Consider the following 16181-nt stretch of genomic DNA (forward strand, 5'->3'; position numbering starts at 1 on the left):
TATGCCTCAAAAGCATGGAATCACAAAGCAAGCATCATGGGAATCCTGAATCTGATCAGGGGCGACACGCTCTAGTGTTCAGCACCTGACACAGGAATCCCATTGGTGGGCAGGCTTGTGGTCAGGAGGCAAGTATTCCAAGTGGACATGTCAGATCACAGCAGTCCGCCCATTGCAGACGGTGGCAGATCAGCATCGTCTTCGCGTGACCTCCATGTAGACCTGCGCTTGCGAACGGCTCGTCAATCAAATGCAGCAACCGATCGCCCGCGAACCGCAGTCGCAACCCTGTCCATCTGGCCGGTTTGCAGCAGTCGTGACCCTGTCCGTCCGGTCAGTTTACAGCAGCCGTGCAACATGACCAAACTTAGCACCGATAATAAAATTCAGACCTGCGTATTTTTCTCAGCCTCAACATAGCAAAAATAATAAATCAAGGAACCCGTCATGATGGTCTCCAACCCCCATGCGCGCCGGCACTGGACGATGTTCAGAACCGCAGGGATTCTGTGTGCTCGAAATGCTCTGAAATGACATCTCAGTATCTCATATCGATACTGAACCTGGCCGGATTGATGGCGTTAATAGCCGTAGCCTTTTATGGGGCGTTCAAACTCACGCTCCACAGCATCGTTCAACAAATAACCTTTGGCTTGATCCTTGGTGGAGGTGCAATATTCGTTTCCCTTCAACCGATTATGCACGTGAGCGGGGTCCAAAACGATCCACGCAACATTTTTGTTGGCATTTCCGCGGCGATCTTTGGCCCGTGGGCTGGCCTCGTTACTTTTCTTATTGCTGCAGTCACCAGATATTATGAAGCAGCGCCATCGGCCAACGTGTGCGTTTTTTCGCTTTTTGTCGCTGGATGTGCAGGACTCGTCTGGAGGCATTATACGCGGAATTTGGTGCGCAAGCGTCAAGTGCACTTCATAATTCTTGGTTTGACCATCAGCCTGTCTTACCTCTCTACGTTCTTACTGCCTCGTGATCATTGGCTGGATATTTTCACCACAGCAGTTCCAATCTTGATTTTGACGAATGTAATAGGCGCGATGATTCTGGGTGGCTTGCTTGAACGTCACCACAACCAAGAAGAACGAGAGCGTGAACTGCTCAATCATGCTTTCTTAGATCCGTTGACTGGCGCGATGAACCGTCGCGCTTTTGAGAAGGAGTACGAGACCTCTATTTTGTCTCAGACATCTTCATGCATAGCATTCATAATTATTGACTTGGACGACTTCAAAAACGTCAACGATACTTACGGGCATACCGTTGGCGACAAAGTCTTGGTTGGCGTTTGCAAAATCCTTCAGCGCAGCATTCGTGATGGCGATCTTTCCGCCCGCTTTGGAGGAGACGAGTTTGTCCTCTGCCTGCCTGATATAAGTGTCGGCGATGTGGCACCGATACTGGATCGAATCCGCCGCTCCGTTTCCAAGTTTGGGAAAGAAGAATTCGATCTTGATTTGAATTTAACAGTGAGCATCGGCGTGAGCTGGCGTCGGAAGCCGCAGAGGTTGAGAGCTGCGTTCGAGTCTGCTGACAAATCATTGTACCAAGCCAAAGCGAATGGAAAGAACCAGTCAATGTCCGATGATAGAACCATTGTTGCGCGCGACGTGGTGAATGACGTCTAACAGGTATCGTCTGATCAATGGCTCCGTCACCGCGAGGACAGCGGCCTGATGGCGCTTCGGAGAAAACGGCGCGCCATTTCTGGCTGATTTTACGGCCATCGGGCCACCATGGCAGCGATTGGATGGAGCTCGCCTTGCTCGGCCTTGTGAGACCTTGCCCATCACGCCACAGACCTTACCGTCCCCGGCCCGGCGCATCACGAAGGGCGGATGGACACCAGAGGCGATCTGGGAAACTCTCGTCAGGCGCAGAGCGTTAGTATCCCTTGTCCCGGTCGACGAGGTGCAAAAACGGCTCGCCCGCCTCGCCGCGCCGGATGTTTTCGGCGATCACCCGCGCGGCCGAGGCCGGGCGCGTTTCGGACGCGATATGCGGTGTCACTGTGACATTGGGATGGGCCCAATAGGGGTGATCTTTGGGGAGGGGTTCGGTGCGGAACACGTCCAGCGTGGCCTGCGCGATCTGCCCGCTATCCAAAGCCGCCAACAAGGCTGCGTCGTCAATCAGCGACCCGCGCCCCGGATTTATAATAACCGCCCCTTGCGGCATCATCGCCAATGTTTCGGCGTTCAAAATGTTTGCAGTGTCTGGCGTGGAAGGCAGCAAAAGGATCACGATGGCGGCGTCTGCCAAGGCATCGTGCAGGCCCGTATCACCCGACAGGCAGGTGACGCCGTCGACAGTTTTGGGTGATCGGCTCCAGCCGGTGACGGAAAAGCCTAAATGCGCAAGCGCCTGTGCGCAGGCCTGTCCCAAGGCCCCAAGCCCAAGCACGGTAACCGGGCGGTCGCAGGCCAGCGGCGGTATATCCTTGCGCCATACCCCGTCCTGATTGAGCACATGCACATCAGTATTGAGATGATGGCGCAGGGTGTGTCCTGTGACCCATTCGACCATGCCCCGCGTCAGACCTTCGTCAACCATGCGTGCCAAGGGCTGTGTCAGGGTCGGGTTGTCAACCACGTCTTCCACACCGGCCCAAAGGTTGAGCACCGCTTTTGTGCGGGTGTAGTCGGTGAAATCCTGCACCTCGCTGTTAGGGGCATAAACGATGTAATCCACCTGATCGGCGGGCATATCCATCGCCAATCGTGCATCCACCCCGGCATCGGACAGGGCGTTTCTGAGGGGTGTTTCGTAAGCGTCCCACCGGTCGGGGCGGGCGGCGAATAATACATTGACGGACATCAGTCTCACCTTGGTTTGTGGATATGGGCGCTTTGAACCAGACCAAAGCCAATCATCAGAACCATCATGGCGGACCCGCCATAACTGACCAGTGGCAGCGGAACACCCACCACCGGCGCCAACCCCATGACCATCGACATGTTCACGGCTAAGAACAGGAAAAACGTGACTGCGATACCAAGGGTCAGCAAGGATGAAAACCTGTCGCGGTTGCTAAGGGCCGTTGCCACACAGAACACAAGGATCAGGGTGTAAAGCCCCAGCAAGGACACGCCGCCGATAAAGCCGAATTCCTCGGCCAGTGTGGTGAATATGAAATCGGTATGTTTTTCCGGCAGGAAGTTCAGCCGCGATTGCGTGCCCTGCATGAAGCCGCGCCCTGTCCAGCCGCCAGAGCCAAGGGCAATCTTGGATTGCGTGATATGATATCCGGCGCCCAGTGGGTCAGAGGATGGATCAAGAAAGGTGTCGATCCGGCGGTATTGGTAATTGGCCAGCAACTGCCAATCGGTGCCGCGACTTTGGAACACAGCCGTGACCAGCGAAATGCCAAAGGCGATGACAGCGGCGAAATACGCCCAATTCACCCCGGCCACGAACATCATGACCCCGCCGCCGGTGAGCAGCAGAATCGCAGTGCCAAGATCGGGCTGGCCCAACACAAGTGTGACTGGCAGCAGTATCATGGCAATCGGAACCATGACCCATACCGGCCGCGACACCCGGTTCATCGGCAACCAATCGTAATAGGCGGCCAGGATCATGATCAGGCTGATTTTCATAAGCTCTGATGGCTGAAGACGCATAAAGCCCAGATCAATCCAGCGTTGCGCCCCCATGCCGACGCTTCCGAAAAACTCGACAGCCAGCAGCAATAGCATCGACGTTGCATAGGCCAGAGCCGCCATGTTGCGCCAAAACCAGATTGGGATCATTGCGACGATCAACATCATCACAAAGCCAAGGATATAGCGTTTCATTTGCGGCTCGGCCCAAGGCGAAAACGATCCGCCCGCGACCGAATACAGCATCAAGAAGCCAACCCCGGCCACGGCTGTCAGCAAAAGGGCCAGTGGCCAGTTCAGGAACAAGATCTTGCGCAGCCCGGTGGGTGTGGTTTTGACTGTATATTCAAGATAGCTCATGCGCGGTCGCTTCCGTCACCGTCACGCGTGGGCCGGGCGCGGCGCAGGCGCTCTTGCTGCGATTGTATGCGGCCCCGGTCCTTTGCGGGATAGGCGCTGAGCGGGGGATCTTCGCCATAAAGCGCCTGCAGGGTGATATCGCGCGCAACCGGCGCGGCCGCGGTTGATCCGCCGCCGCCGTGTTCGACCACCACAGCCACGGCAATCTTGGGGGCATCAAAGGGGGCAAAGTTGACAAACAACGCGTGATCACGGCGTTCCCACGGCAAATCCGAATTACGGGTCACGCCGCGCGCACGCTCGGCGGCAGTAATGTTTCGAACTTGGCTGGTGCCGGTTTTGCCAGCCATGCGAAACGCGTCTTCGATGATGCGGCTGGAATAGGCGGTGCCCCGGCGGTTGTTCGATACCGCGTGCATGGCTTTGCGCACCTCGCGCAGATTGTTTTCACTCAGCCCAAGCTCGTCGCCATGGCCGTTTGGTTGTTCGACCCCGTCGATGGATTTGATCAGGCGGGGTGTGACGCTGCGGTTGGTGGCCAGCCGCGCCGTCATGATGGCCAGCTGAAGCGGTGATGTCAGAACAAAGCCCTGACCGATGGCCGCGTTCACGCTGTCGCCAATGACCCAGCTTTGGCTTTTGTTGATCAGCTTCCAGTCTTTGGTTGGTGTCAGTCCCGCCGCAACCGAGGTCAGCGGCAAGTCATGTTCAAGCCCCAGACCCAGACGGCGCGCCATATCGCTGATGTTCTCGATGCCGATCCGCAGCGCCATCTCATAGTAGTAGACATCGCAACTGTTGCGCAATGATTGGTGCAGATCGACATTGCCATGCCCGCCCCGTTTCCAACAGTGGAACCGGCGACCGCTGACTTCCAGATGGCCGGGGCAGTAGACGGTTTCACTTGGATCGACCAAACCGGCCTCGAGCGCGGCGAGGGCCGTGACCATCTTGAAGGTCGAGCCCGGCGGGTAGATGCCCTGAACCGCCTTGTTGGGCAGCGGGCGGTATTTGTTGTCCAATAGTGACTTGTATTCGTTGACCGAAATACCCCGCACAAACAGGTTCGGGTCAAAACTGGGAGACGAGGCACAGGCCAGCAAGTCGCCTGTTTCGCAGTCCATAACAACGGCGGCGGCGCTGTCCTCGGCCAGACGGGCATGGGCGTAGGATTGCAACTCGTTGTCGATGGTGATTTGCATGTCGGCCCCGGCTTGCCCCTCGCGGCGGTCCAGCTCGCGGATGACGCGCCCCGAGGCGTTGACCTCGATCCGTTTGTTGCCCGCCGTGCCGCGCAACACGTCTTCGCGTTGTGCCTCAAGCCCGATCTTGCCGATCTGAAAGCGTGGGATCAAAAGCAATTGGTCCGGCGCGTCTATGCGTTCAAGGTCGCGTTCGCTGACCGGCCCGACATAGCCGACCAGATGCGCATAGTCGGCCCCGCGCGGATAGCGCCGCGACAGGCCAACCTCGGGGGTGACCCCGGGCAGGGCGGGGGTGTTCGCCGCAACCCGACTGATATCGCCCCAACTGACGCGATCGGCCACTGTGACCGGGGTATCGCCGCGCAGGTCTTGCAGGTCACGGCGCGCACGGTCCAGCTCATCAGGGTCCAGTTCGACCAGCTTGGCCAGCCGCGCGATAACCGCGTCAACATCGCCTGCCTCTTCGCGGACCATGGTAATCCGGTAGCTTGGCACGTTTTCGGCCACAACAGCGCCGTTCCGGTCGAAGATACGCCCGCGCGCTGGTGGGATCAGGCGGATTTTGATCCGGTTTTCCTCGGCCAGCAGGCGAAATTGATCGGCTTGTTCGACCTGCATGAAGCGCATTCGCAGACCCAGCACACCGATAAAAGCCGCCTGTGCACCGCCAAGGATCAGGGCGCGCCGTGTGATCCGGCGCAGGCTGTCGGCATTGTCACGCGGCAAACGTTTCACGGGCGGCCTCCAAGTGCATCAACGTCACCCGGCGCAATTTTGCGGACCCGCGTCACCACCTGCGAGAACACCGCGACGATTGGATAGACCAACAGTGTCGCAACCAATTGCATGAGGCTAAGCCCAAGGGGCACCTGATCTACGAACAGCACTGCAAGAATAAGCCGATACCCAAGCGTCAGGGCAATCAGCGTTGTGGCCACGTTCAACCATTCCATGGCAAATGTCAGGTCTCTTAATCCGGCCTCGCGGGTGCGCAGGGTTTGGGATGCGATCACAACAAGCGCCGCCCACAAGCCGGGAGGCCGCTGAAACAGCAAATCCGCCAACAAAAACACACCCGCAATCAGCAATGGCGGCACATAATCGGGACGGCGCAAGACCCAAGCAAAGGTCAGGGCCAGCATGACATCCGGGCCGGCCCATCCGCGTGGAAGCGTATCAAGCGGTAAAAGGTGTAGAAAAATCAGAACCATGCACAGCATCAGGTACACGGCCCGCATGACCCATTTGTTTGGTGTTCGCAGCTCAGCCATTGCCGGCCTCGTTTGGAATCATGTTCTCGGGCGCGGGTTGGCCGGAACTGTCGGGCAATTCCTTGGGGGCGATCAAGCGGCCCGGCTGGTCCAGCTTTTCGGTGCTGTAGCTGCGCAGAACTCGCAGAAATTCCAGCCTTTCATAATCAGCCGAAAGCCTGACGCGCATACGCCCACCGGGTTTTTGGGCCACTTGACCCACCAATAGTCCAGCCGGAAAGACATTGCCGTCGCCCGAGGTCATAACCCGATCTCCGGGGCGGATGGTTTCAGGGGCTTCGATGAAATCCACAAACGGCGCGGCGGAATTGTCGCCGATCAACAGGGCGCGTTGACCCGCGGGTTGGATCGTCACCGGAACGCGGCTGGACGTGTCTGTCAGCAAAACCACCCGTGACGTGTTATTGCCAACGCCTGATATCCGCCCGACCAGCCCAAGCCCGTCCATCGCTGCCCAGCCATCCATGATGCCATCACGACTGCCCACGTTGATCAAAACCGATTGCCGAAAAGGCGAGCCGCTATCGGCCATGACAACGCCGGTGACATAGGTCAGGCGTGGGTCAAGCTGCACATTGTTCAAGTCCAGCAAGCGGGCGTTTTCCTGCTCCAATTGCAAAGCGGCTTCTTTCCACGCTTTCATTTGCTGCAATTCGCGGCGCAATTCCTGATTTTGTTGGTAGATGCGCTGATAGCTTTGGAAATCGCGCACGATGTTGACGGTCGCCGTCACCGGCGCCATTGCCCAGTCAAAGCTTGGCACGACGCGGTCAACCACTTGGGCGCGAAAGCGTTCCACCCGCGGGCTGTCGATCCGCCAAAGCAGGAACAGCCCAAGCAGGCACAACAGGACCACACCCAGCAACAACCGCTTAAGCGGGCCGGTAAAGTCCTCGGACTGTGCGCGGTCCTTTGCCAATCGTGTCCCCTTTTAGGAAAAGGGTGGTGGGTTCAGCTGTCGTAGTCAATCGCGTGGCGCAGCTGTTTTTCAAACTCCAACGCCTTGCCCGTGCCAAGGGCGACGCAATTCAGGCTGCCATCGGCAATTGAAACGGCCAGCCCGGTTTGTTCGCGCAGGGCAAGGTCCAGATCGCCCAACAGCGCCCCACCACCTGTCAGCATAACGCCACGATCGACGATATCGGCCGCCAGATCCGGCGGTGTCGCTTCCAATGCGGTCATGACCGCCTCGCAAATCGCCTGAACGGGTTCAGACAAGGCTTCGGCCACTTGGGCCTGACTTATTTCTGTTTCCTTGGGCACACCGTTCAACAGGTCGCGCCCCCGGATTTTCATCGAGGTGCCGCGCCCGTCATCGGGCATGCGCGCCGTCCCGATTGAGGTTTTGATGCGTTCGGCCGTCGCTTCGCCAACCAACAGGTTTTGCTGGCGGCGCAGGTAGTTGATGATCGCCTCGTCCATGCGGTCGCCGCCCACCCGGACCGAGCGCGCGTAAACGATATCGCCCAAAGACAGCACCGCCACTTCGGTTGTGCCGCCCCCGATATCCACCACCATCGACCCGGTCGGATCGGTGATCGGCATCCCCGCGCCGATGGCTGCGGCAATCGGTTCGGCAATCAGGCCCGCGCGCCGCGCGCCCGCCGACAACACCGATTGACGAATGGCGCGTTTTTCCACGGGTGTCGCCCCGTGCGGGACACAGACGATGATCTTGGGCTTGGAAAAGGTCGACCGCTTGTGCACTTTGCGAATGAAGTGCTTGATCATGGCTTCGGCGGTGTCGAAATCGGCGATGACCCCTTCGCGCATCGGGCGGATTGCCTCGATGCTGCCCGGTGTCCGGCCCAGCATCAGTTTGGCATCTTCGCCCACCGCCAGCACCTTTTTGATCCCGTCTTTGACGTGGTAGGCCACAACCGAGGGTTCCGACAGGATGATGCCGCGCCCTTTCACGTAGACCAGCGTATTCGCAGTCCCCAGATCAATGGCCATATCAGAAGAGAAAAGACCTGGGATGTTTTGAAAGATTGGCATTGGCGCATTCGTCCTGTCATCGAATAGATACTAGGGCCCGCGACTCGGGTGTCCGGACCAGATTTTCTTATAGAACGGGGCAACCACCGGTTAAAGGGCCACTTTCAACGGCTAAGCGCCAATCTGCCGGGATGAAAATGGTGCTGCTGGAGAGAATCGAACTCTCGACCTCTCCCTTACCAAGGGAGTGCTCTACCTCTGAGCTACAGCAGCACATCGTGGCGCGCTGATTAGACGCTTCTGTGCACCGGTGCAAGCGTAATCTGGACGCTTTTTTGCGCCTGCTGTAGAGAAGGGGCATGAAAGAAAAACAGCCCGGCAAAAAGCCCGACAAAAAGGCATCTGATCGCGAGGATCGTTTAAAGGCGGCCTTGAAGGCCAATCTTGCGCGCCGTAAGGCGCAAACGCGCGGTCGCACCCCAGATGATACGGCAGACCCCCCTGAGAACGAGGACTAGAGTAGATGGATTCGATTGTAGTGACGGGCAATGGCCCATTGAGGGGCCAAATTCCCATCGCGGGGGCCAAGAACGCCTGTCTGACGCTGATGCCAGCCACCTTGTTGAGCGAAGAACCGCTGACGCTGACCAACGCGCCGCGGCTGAGTGACATCAAGACCATGTCGGCTTTGTTGCAGTCACTGGGCGCCGAGGTGACGCAGTTGCAAGATGGTCAGGTTTTGGCCATGTCCAGCCATGCCTTGGACAATCACGTTGCCGATTATGAAATCGTGCGAAAGATGCGCGCGTCGATCCTTGTGCTAGGGCCGCTTCTGGCGCGTGATGGGCATGCGGTTGTGTCGCTTCCCGGCGGCTGCGCGATTGGCGCGCGTCCGGTCGATCTGCATTTGCGCGCGCTTGAGGCCATGGGCGCGGAGCTTGAGTTGAAAGACGGCTATGTGCACGCCAAGGCCCCCGGTGGCCTGAAGGGGGGCACGGTCGACTTTCCGCTTGTGTCGGTCGGGGCGACAGAAAACGCGCTGATGGCCGCGACATTGGCCAAGGGCACCACCGTTCTGAAAAACGCCGCGCGCGAGCCGGAAATCGTGGATTTGGCCGATTGCCTGCGGCGCATGGGCGCGCAGATTGATGGCGATGGGACAGACACAATCACCATTCAGGGCGTTGATCGTCTTGGCGGGGCGACCCATCCGGTGGTGACCGACCGCATTGAACTGGGCACCTACATGCTGGCCCCTGCGATTTGCGGTGGTGAAGTGGAATGCCTTGGCGGCCGGATTGATCTTGTCGGCGCGTTTTGCGAAAAACTCGACGCCGCCGGGATCGAGGTGACGGAAACCGACAAGGGCCTGAAGGTCGCGCGCCACAATGGCCGCGTTAAGGCCGTTGATGTCACGACCGAGCCGTTCCCCGGCTTCCCGACCGATTTGCAGGCCCAAATGATGGCCCTGATGTGCACTGCCGAGGGTGTCAGCGTGCTTGAGGAAAAGATTTTCGAGAACCGCTTCATGCACGCCCCCGAACTCATGCGGATGGGTGCCAAGATTGATGTGCACGGCGGCATCGCCAAAGTCACCGGCGTTGAGCGTCTGAAAGGGGCCCCCGTCATGGCGACCGACCTGCGCGCCAGCGTCTCGCTGATCCTTGCGGGGCTGGCGGCAGAGGGGGAAACTATTGTAAACCGTGTCTATCATCTTGATCGTGGCTATGAGCGGGTTGAGGAAAAGCTAAGCAACGTCGGCGCAAAAATTGAACGGGTGTCAGGCCAGTGACGGACGACGCAACATTCGAAGACGGCCGTGAGGCACCGCTAAATCTTGGGGCGTTCGACCCTGATGATTTGCAGGTGATATCTGCATTGACGCAGGATGCGGTGTTTCCGATCACGGAAATGAGCTGGCAGGCCGGTCAGCGGCGCTTTGCCATCCTGCTCAATCGCTTTCGGTGGGAGGATCAGGGCCGCGAGCGGCACGCCCCGGAACGTGTGCAATCGGTGTTGGTGATCGACAATGTGTTGCGGGTGTCCAGCCAAGGTGTTGAGAGGTCAGAGGCCGACACCATCCTGTCGCTGTTGTCGATCTCTTTCCACCCCGGCGAAGAGGGCACCGGCCACCTGTTGCTGACGCTTGCGGGCGACGGCGCTCTGCGGCTTGAGGTCGAGGCACTGGAAGTGACCCTGAAAGACGTGACGCGGCCCTATATTGCGCCCTCCGGAAAAACGCCGGATCACGGCTGAATGCCGCTTGTGCCGTCTGGTGGTGCGGTGGCAGTTTTTGCTGAACCGGCCTTAGATACAGCACATCATAGAAGGCCCCCGCGCAGGATCGCCTTGGCGCCTTATGGGCGGGCATCACAAGCCTGGCCGGCAGTGTTTTCGGCATTGGCCAAATGCGGGGCAGGGGCTATTCATCCGCGATGACCGGCGCATATATCGCAAATGGCCCACCGGATCGTGGGTTGAGGCGCGGCGGCCCACGTTCTAAAGCTGCCCCAACAAGGAGAGTCGTGATGCCCGTATTCTTGGATGCACAAGCGCCTGATTTCGAAACGGCCTTTGCCCAGCTTCTGACCGCCAAGCGTGAAGAGTCGCCCGATGTCGACGACACGGTTGCCGCGATCATCGCCGATGTGCGCAGCCGCGGCGATGCCGCGCTGATCGAGCTGACCGCCAAGTTCGACCGTTTGGAGCTACGCCCCGAAACCCTGCGGTTCAGCCGCGAAGAGGTGGACGCGCTGATCGCTGATGTGCCCTCGCACGAACGCCACGCCCTGCAAATCGCCGCCGACCGCATACGCGCCTACCACGAACGCCAATTGCCCGAAGATGCCAGTTGGACCGATGAGGCGGGCGCCACCCTTGGCTGGCGCTGGACGCCGGTCAGTGCGGCGGGGCTTTATGTGCCGGGTGGTCTGGCCTCTTACCCGTCATCGGTTTTGATGAACGCGATTCCGGCCAAAGTCGCCGGGGTTGAACGGCTGGCCATCACCGTTCCTACACCGGACGGGCAGGCTAACCCGCTGGTTTTGCTGGCCGCGCGTCTGGCCGGGGTGGACGAGATTTACCGCATCGGCGGCGCGCAAGCGATCGCCGCGCTGGCCTACGGCACCGAAACGATTGCGCCGGTCGACAAGATCACCGGGCCGGGCAACGCCTTTGTCGCCGCCGCCAAGCGGCGCGTGTTCGGGCGTGTCGGCATTGACATGATCGCCGGGCCGTCGGAAATTCTGGTGATCGCGGATCGCGACAACAACCCCGATTGGATCGCGCTTGATATGCTCAGCCAAGCCGAACATGACGAAAGCGCGCAATCGATCCTGATCACCGATGATCCGGCCATGGCCAAGGCGGTTGCGGCGGCGATTGAGCGCCACCTGCATACCTTGGAACGGCGCGAGATTGCTGGCGCAAGCTGGCGCGATTTTGGGGCCATCATCACCGTGCCGGATCTGGACCGTGCCGCCGAATTGTCGAACCGCATCGCGCCGGAACACCTTGAACTGTGCGTCGGGGATGCCGATGGGCTGGCCGAAAAAATCACCCATGCCGGGGCGATTTTCCTTGGGGCGTGGACGCCGGAGGCAATCGGCGATTACGTGGGCGGGCCCAATCACGTGCTGCCAACGGCGCGTTCTGCGCGCTTTTCGTCGGGTCTGAGCGTGCTGGATTTCGTCAAGCGCACGACCATGGCCCGGATGACGCCGGCCGCGCTGCGTGCAATCGGCCCCGCCGCCGAGACATTGGCCACGTCCGAAAGCCTGCAAGCCCATGGCCTGTCGGTGACAGCCCGCCTTAACCATCTCAACGAGCAATCATAAAATGTCGCGTATCAGTCATATCCAGTTGGACGACGCCAACCTGCCGCCGCCCACCCCCGAGATCGAACAAGAGCGCAAAGTTGCCATGTTCGACCTGATCGAAGAAAACTCTTTTGTGCTGCCCAAGCGGGATGACCGGATGGCACCTGATGGACCGTATCGGGTGGGCCTGTCGATCCGCGACAAGCGGCTGGTGTTCGATATCCGCACCGAGGATGACAGCCCGGCGGCTGAATTTCACCTGTCCTTGTCGCCGTTTCGGCAGGTTGTGAAAGATTACTGGCAAATCTGCGAAAGCTATTTTGACGCGGTGAAAAACATGCCACCGGCGCAGATCGAAACCATCGACATGGCCCGCCGGGGTATTCACAACGAAGGCGCGCGCATTCTGGAAGAACGGCTGGAGGGCAAGGCCGAGATCGACAACGACACCGCCCGCCGCCTGTTCACGCTGATCTGCGTGCTGCATTTCGGAGGCTGAGCGCGGTGGTCGGCCCACTTCCTCAGTCGGTCTTGTTTTGCTGCGATCATAACGCGGTGCGCTCGCCCATGGCCGAGGGCATCATGAAGAAATTCTATGGCGCTGACACTTATGTGCAATCGGCCGGTGTCAAAAGCGACATGGAAGTGGACGGGTTCTCCATCGCTGTCTGTGACGAGATCGGTGTTGAACTGGCGCGCCATCGCACTCGCAGTTTCGATGAAATGGAACAATGGGGCGATGATCTGTCATCGTTCGACCTGATCGTGGCGCTTAGCCCGGCCAGCCAGCGTAAGGCGCTGGAATTGACGCGGGTGTTTCATCTGGACGTGATTTACTGGCCAATCATGGACCCGTCGGGCCTTGGTAAAACCCGCGAGGCCAAACTGGCCGCTTATAGACAAACACGCGATCAGATCATTTCACACCTCAAGGATCGTTGGGGCGAACCGAAGGACATGCCATGACCCAAACAGTCAAAGCTTATTTCGATGCGTTCAACACTGGCGATGTGGCAGGAATGTTGGCCTGTCTTAGTGATGACGTGGCGCATCATGTGAACGAGGGGCAGGTTCGGGCGGGCAAAGAGGCGTTCCGCGCCTTTTGCGAACATATGAACCACTGCTATCGCGAAAACCTGACCGACATGGTGATTTTCGAGGCCGAGGGCGGCACGCGGGCTGCCGCTGAATACGTTGTGAATGGCACCTATCTGAACACCGATGACGGGCTGCCAGAGGCCAGCGGCCAGACTTATCGTTTGCCGGCGGGATCGTTTTTCTCGCTGGAAAACGGTCTGATCACACGGGTGGTCACCTATTACAATCTGGCCGACTGGATGCGGCAGGTCAAAGGATGATCCGGGTTGCGCGGCTGACGGGGGCCGATCTGACCGCGGCGCTGCCGGATGTGGCGCGGCTGCGGATTCAAGTGTTTCGGGATTGGCCCTATCTATATGACGGCGACGAGGCCTATGAACGGGACTACCTGCAAACCTATCGCGATAGCCCCGATGCCATCCTTGTAGGGGCCTTCGATGGTGACCGTTTGGTGGGGGCCTCGACCGGCACCCCGATGGAAGACCACGCCGAGGATTTCGCGGCGGCGTTTGACGGGCAGGGGATCGACCTGAGCGATATCTTTTATTGTGCCGAAAGCGTTTTGTTGCCCGAGTATCGCGGGCAGGGCATTGGGCATGCGTTTTTTGATGCACGCGAAGACCATGCCCGCGCAATGGGCCGCCGCTATGTGGCCTTTTGCGGCGTGGTGCGCCCCGATGACCACCCGCTCAGGCCCGCAGGCTATCAACCGCTTGATCCGTTCTGGCGCAAGCGGGGCTATACCCCTGTTGACGGGGCGGTTGCGCAGTTTCGGTGGAAAGACATTGATCAGCCAAGCGACACCGCGCATGCGCTGCAATTCTGGATGCGGCAAATTTTGCCCGTGGCCTGACACTGTTCAATGGCCAAAGGCGCGGGACACCTTCGCGGCTGTGGACGTTGCGTGACGCTGCCGGAAAAAGTGCACTGAAAACTCTTTGCGCCACTTCCCAGGGTGATTCGCCTCTGTTAGCCTGTAATCAATAAAAAATAAGAGGCAGGTATACAGGCAATGAAAACGGGCTTTAAAGGCGCGTTTGTCATCTCCTGGTCGCAGACAGAAGTGGACGGTTTGGGTGCCGCTCCTGTACAGGCATTGAATGTTGGGGCCGCATGGTCTTGGCAGGGTGATATTGTGCGGGTGGACGGCCCAAGTGAGGTTCTGCGCCTTGAGCAGGCAGACGGAGGACTGAATTGCCGCAAGCGCGCGGCGCGGTTGGTGCGGCGCTTGGTGGGCGCGGCGAGGGCCAATAAACGTGAGCTTTGCGCAATTGATGTGGACGAGCCGTTGATGGACAGTGGCTTTGTTGTCACCGATGGCGCACGCAGTTTCACCATAACCTTGATCGAGGTCGGCAAAGATGCCCCCCCATTGCTGATGTTTTTCGATGAGATTCCCCCGGCCAATACAGAAATGTGGGTGGTGCATCACTCGGTCGAGGCCAACCGCCATCCGGCCTCCACCGGGCCGGAAACCGGCGGTGTGATTTGTTTTACACCGGGAACCCGGATCGAAACCCCCCAAGGCCCGCGCCTTGTGGAAGAGTTGCGCGAAGGCGACCGGGTGCAAACCAAAGACAACGGCGCCCAAGAGGTGCAATGGATCGGCAGCCGCCGCATGTCCGGGGCGCGTCTTTTCGCGATGCCGCATCTGCGGCCTGTGCGCATTCGCGCCGGAGCATTGGGGATCGAGCGGCCCGATCAAGAATTGCTGGTGTCGCCCGAACACCGGATGCTGATCAAAGGCGATGTTGCGCGTGCGTTGTTCAACACACCCGAGGTTTTGGTCACGGCGCGGGATCTGATCAACAACGGCTCTATCGCGGTGGATGCGCAAATGCGCGAGGTGACCTATTATCACCTGCTTTTGCCCGATCATCAGATTCTATGGGCCAACGGTGTCGAAACCGAAAGCTTTCACCCGGCCAGCACGGCACTGTCCACGCTGGACCCGGAGGACCGCGCACGCCTTCTGGGCCTTGATCCCGCTCTTGAACAAGAGCCGCAACGCTATGGCGGGTTTGCGCGCCGCAGCCTCAGCGCGTCAGAGGCTGCGCTTTTGACGCATGAAGCGGCGTAACCAACGGCGTCTGCGGGTTTAGCGTCAGGGCCGGTTGACATCGCCGGGATGAGGCGTATAAGCGCGACTTCATTGGTGTTGGTGGCCCCCGCAAGGGAATGCCTGTCATCCCGGCAACATCCGGGAAGAGGACAACGCCCTTCGAAACCTGAACGAAGGAGATCAGCCGTGACAAAACGCACGTCTGCCAAGTACAAAATTGACCGCCGGATGGGTGAAAACATCTGGGGTCGTCCGAAATCCCCGGTCAACCGTCGTGAATATGGCCCCGGCCAGCACGGTCAGCGCCGCAAGGGCAAGTTGTCTGACTTTGGTCTGCAGTTGCGCGCCAAGCAGAAGCTTAAGGGCTATTATGGCGACCTGACGGAAAAACAGTTCCGCCGCATTTACCGCGAAGCCGAGCGTCTGCGCGGTGACACCGGTGAATTGCTGATCGGTCTGCTGGAGCGTCGTCTGGATGCCGTCGTGTATCGCGCCAAGTTCGTTCCGACCGTGTTTGCCGCGCGTCAGTTCGTCAACCACGGCCATGTCCGTGTGAACGGCAAGAAGGTCAACATCCCTTCCTACCGCGTGAAAGAGGGTGACGTGATCGAAGTGCGTGACCGCTCCAAGCAAATGGCCGCCCTGCTGGAAGCCACACAACTGCCCGAGCGTGACGTGCCCGACTACATCGAGGCCGATCACTCCAAGATGACCGCAACATTCACCCGCACTCCGGGCTTGGGCGATGTGCCCTATCCGGTGATGATGGAACCAAACCTCGTCATCGAATTCTACGCTCAGAACTAAGCGTT

General features: G+C 59.1%; 17 protein-coding genes and 1 tRNA gene. 11 read left to right on the forward strand and 7 right to left on the reverse strand.

The annotated features are described in order from the left end of the window. The first annotated feature begins 530 nt into the window (after positions 1-530). Positions 531-1643, forward strand: a complete 1113-nt coding sequence (locus HAT86_RS08925; protein ID WP_167196069.1) for a GGDEF domain-containing protein — start codon at positions 531-533, stop codon at positions 1641-1643. Positions 1644-1899: 256 nt separating this feature from the next. Here the strand turns inward: HAT86_RS08925 and HAT86_RS08930 are convergent, their stop codons facing one another. From HAT86_RS08930 to HAT86_RS08960, 7 genes are all read right to left on the reverse strand, one after another. Continuing rightward, positions 1900-2832 (reverse strand): 2-hydroxyacid dehydrogenase, encoded by a 933-nt coding sequence (locus tag HAT86_RS08930; RefSeq protein WP_167196072.1) that lies wholly within the window; start codon positions 2830-2832, stop codon positions 1900-1902. Positions 2833-2837: 5 nt separating this feature from the next. Then, the gene (gene rodA, locus HAT86_RS08935) at positions 2838-3977 is read right to left on the reverse strand and encodes a rod shape-determining protein RodA (RefSeq protein ID WP_167196075.1); all 1140 of its coding nucleotides are present in this window, start codon (positions 3975-3977) and stop codon (positions 2838-2840) included. Continuing rightward, positions 3974-5917: a penicillin-binding protein 2 gene (mrdA, locus tag HAT86_RS08940; RefSeq protein ID WP_167196078.1), complete on the reverse strand. Its 1944-nt coding sequence runs from the start codon at positions 5915-5917 to the stop codon at positions 3974-3976. The genes rodA and mrdA overlap by 4 nt, the downstream gene beginning before the upstream one ends. Continuing rightward, on the reverse strand, positions 5914-6453 hold the full coding sequence (locus HAT86_RS08945) for a rod shape-determining protein MreD (RefSeq protein WP_167196081.1): 540 nt from the start codon (positions 6451-6453) through the stop codon (positions 5914-5916). The genes mrdA and HAT86_RS08945 overlap by 4 nt, the downstream gene beginning before the upstream one ends. Next, the gene (gene mreC / locus HAT86_RS08950; protein ID WP_167196084.1) at positions 6446-7372 is read right to left on the reverse strand and encodes a rod shape-determining protein MreC; all 927 of its coding nucleotides are present in this window, start codon (positions 7370-7372) and stop codon (positions 6446-6448) included. Before mreC ends, HAT86_RS08945 begins: the two co-directional genes overlap by 8 nt. A gap of 32 nt (positions 7373-7404) precedes the next feature. Further along, positions 7405-8451: a rod shape-determining protein gene (locus tag HAT86_RS08955; protein ID WP_167196087.1), complete on the reverse strand. Its 1047-nt coding sequence runs from the start codon at positions 8449-8451 to the stop codon at positions 7405-7407. A gap of 138 nt (positions 8452-8589) precedes the next feature. Beyond that, positions 8590-8664: transfer RNA gene (locus tag HAT86_RS08960), tRNA-Thr, on the reverse strand. Between the two features lie 86 nt (positions 8665-8750). Here HAT86_RS08960 and HAT86_RS08965 point away from each other — a divergent pair. The 10 genes from HAT86_RS08965 to rpsD all read left to right on the forward strand — a co-directional run bounded on the left by HAT86_RS08965 (position 8751) and on the right by rpsD (position 16176). Continuing rightward, on the forward strand, positions 8751-8909 hold the full coding sequence (locus HAT86_RS08965) for a hypothetical protein (protein WP_167196091.1): 159 nt from the start codon (positions 8751-8753) through the stop codon (positions 8907-8909). Positions 8910-8914: 5 nt separating this feature from the next. Next, positions 8915-10183, forward strand: coding sequence for a UDP-N-acetylglucosamine 1-carboxyvinyltransferase (gene murA, locus HAT86_RS08970; RefSeq protein WP_167196094.1), 1269 nt, complete (start codon positions 8915-8917; stop codon positions 10181-10183). Next, positions 10180-10647 (forward strand): DUF2948 family protein, encoded by a 468-nt coding sequence (locus tag HAT86_RS08975; RefSeq protein WP_167196097.1) that lies wholly within the window; start codon positions 10180-10182, stop codon positions 10645-10647. The genes murA and HAT86_RS08975 overlap by 4 nt, the downstream gene beginning before the upstream one ends. A gap of 272 nt (positions 10648-10919) precedes the next feature. Further along, the gene (gene hisD, locus HAT86_RS08980; protein WP_167196100.1) at positions 10920-12227 is read left to right on the forward strand and encodes a histidinol dehydrogenase; all 1308 of its coding nucleotides are present in this window, start codon (positions 10920-10922) and stop codon (positions 12225-12227) included. 1 nt (position 12228) lies between these two features. Further along, a complete protein-coding gene (locus HAT86_RS08985; RefSeq protein ID WP_167196103.1) occupies positions 12229-12708 on the forward strand; it encodes a UPF0262 family protein in 480 nt (159 codons plus the stop codon). A 5-nt stretch (positions 12709-12713) separates the two neighbouring features. Next, the gene (locus HAT86_RS08990; protein ID WP_167196106.1) at positions 12714-13175 is read left to right on the forward strand and encodes an arsenate-mycothiol transferase ArsC; all 462 of its coding nucleotides are present in this window, start codon (positions 12714-12716) and stop codon (positions 13173-13175) included. Beyond that, positions 13172-13567 (forward strand): ketosteroid isomerase-related protein, encoded by a 396-nt coding sequence (locus tag HAT86_RS08995; RefSeq protein WP_167196109.1) that lies wholly within the window; start codon positions 13172-13174, stop codon positions 13565-13567. The genes HAT86_RS08990 and HAT86_RS08995 overlap by 4 nt, the downstream gene beginning before the upstream one ends. After that, positions 13564-14160, forward strand: a complete 597-nt coding sequence (locus tag HAT86_RS09000) for a GNAT family N-acetyltransferase (protein ID WP_167196112.1) — start codon at positions 13564-13566, stop codon at positions 14158-14160. The genes HAT86_RS08995 and HAT86_RS09000 overlap by 4 nt, the downstream gene beginning before the upstream one ends. Positions 14161-14319: 159 nt before the next feature. Next, positions 14320-15387: a Hint domain-containing protein gene (locus tag HAT86_RS09005; protein WP_167196115.1), complete on the forward strand. Its 1068-nt coding sequence runs from the start codon at positions 14320-14322 to the stop codon at positions 15385-15387. Between the two features lie 168 nt (positions 15388-15555). After that, entirely contained in the window at positions 15556-16176 is a 621-nt protein-coding gene (gene rpsD / locus HAT86_RS09010; RefSeq protein WP_167196119.1) for a 30S ribosomal protein S4, read from the forward strand. The last annotated feature ends 5 nt before the right edge of the window (positions 16177-16181 follow it).

Origin of the sequence: Roseovarius gahaiensis, assembly GCF_011601345.1 — a bacterium.
Lineage (GTDB): Bacteria > Pseudomonadota > Alphaproteobacteria > Rhodobacterales > Rhodobacteraceae > Roseovarius > Roseovarius gahaiensis.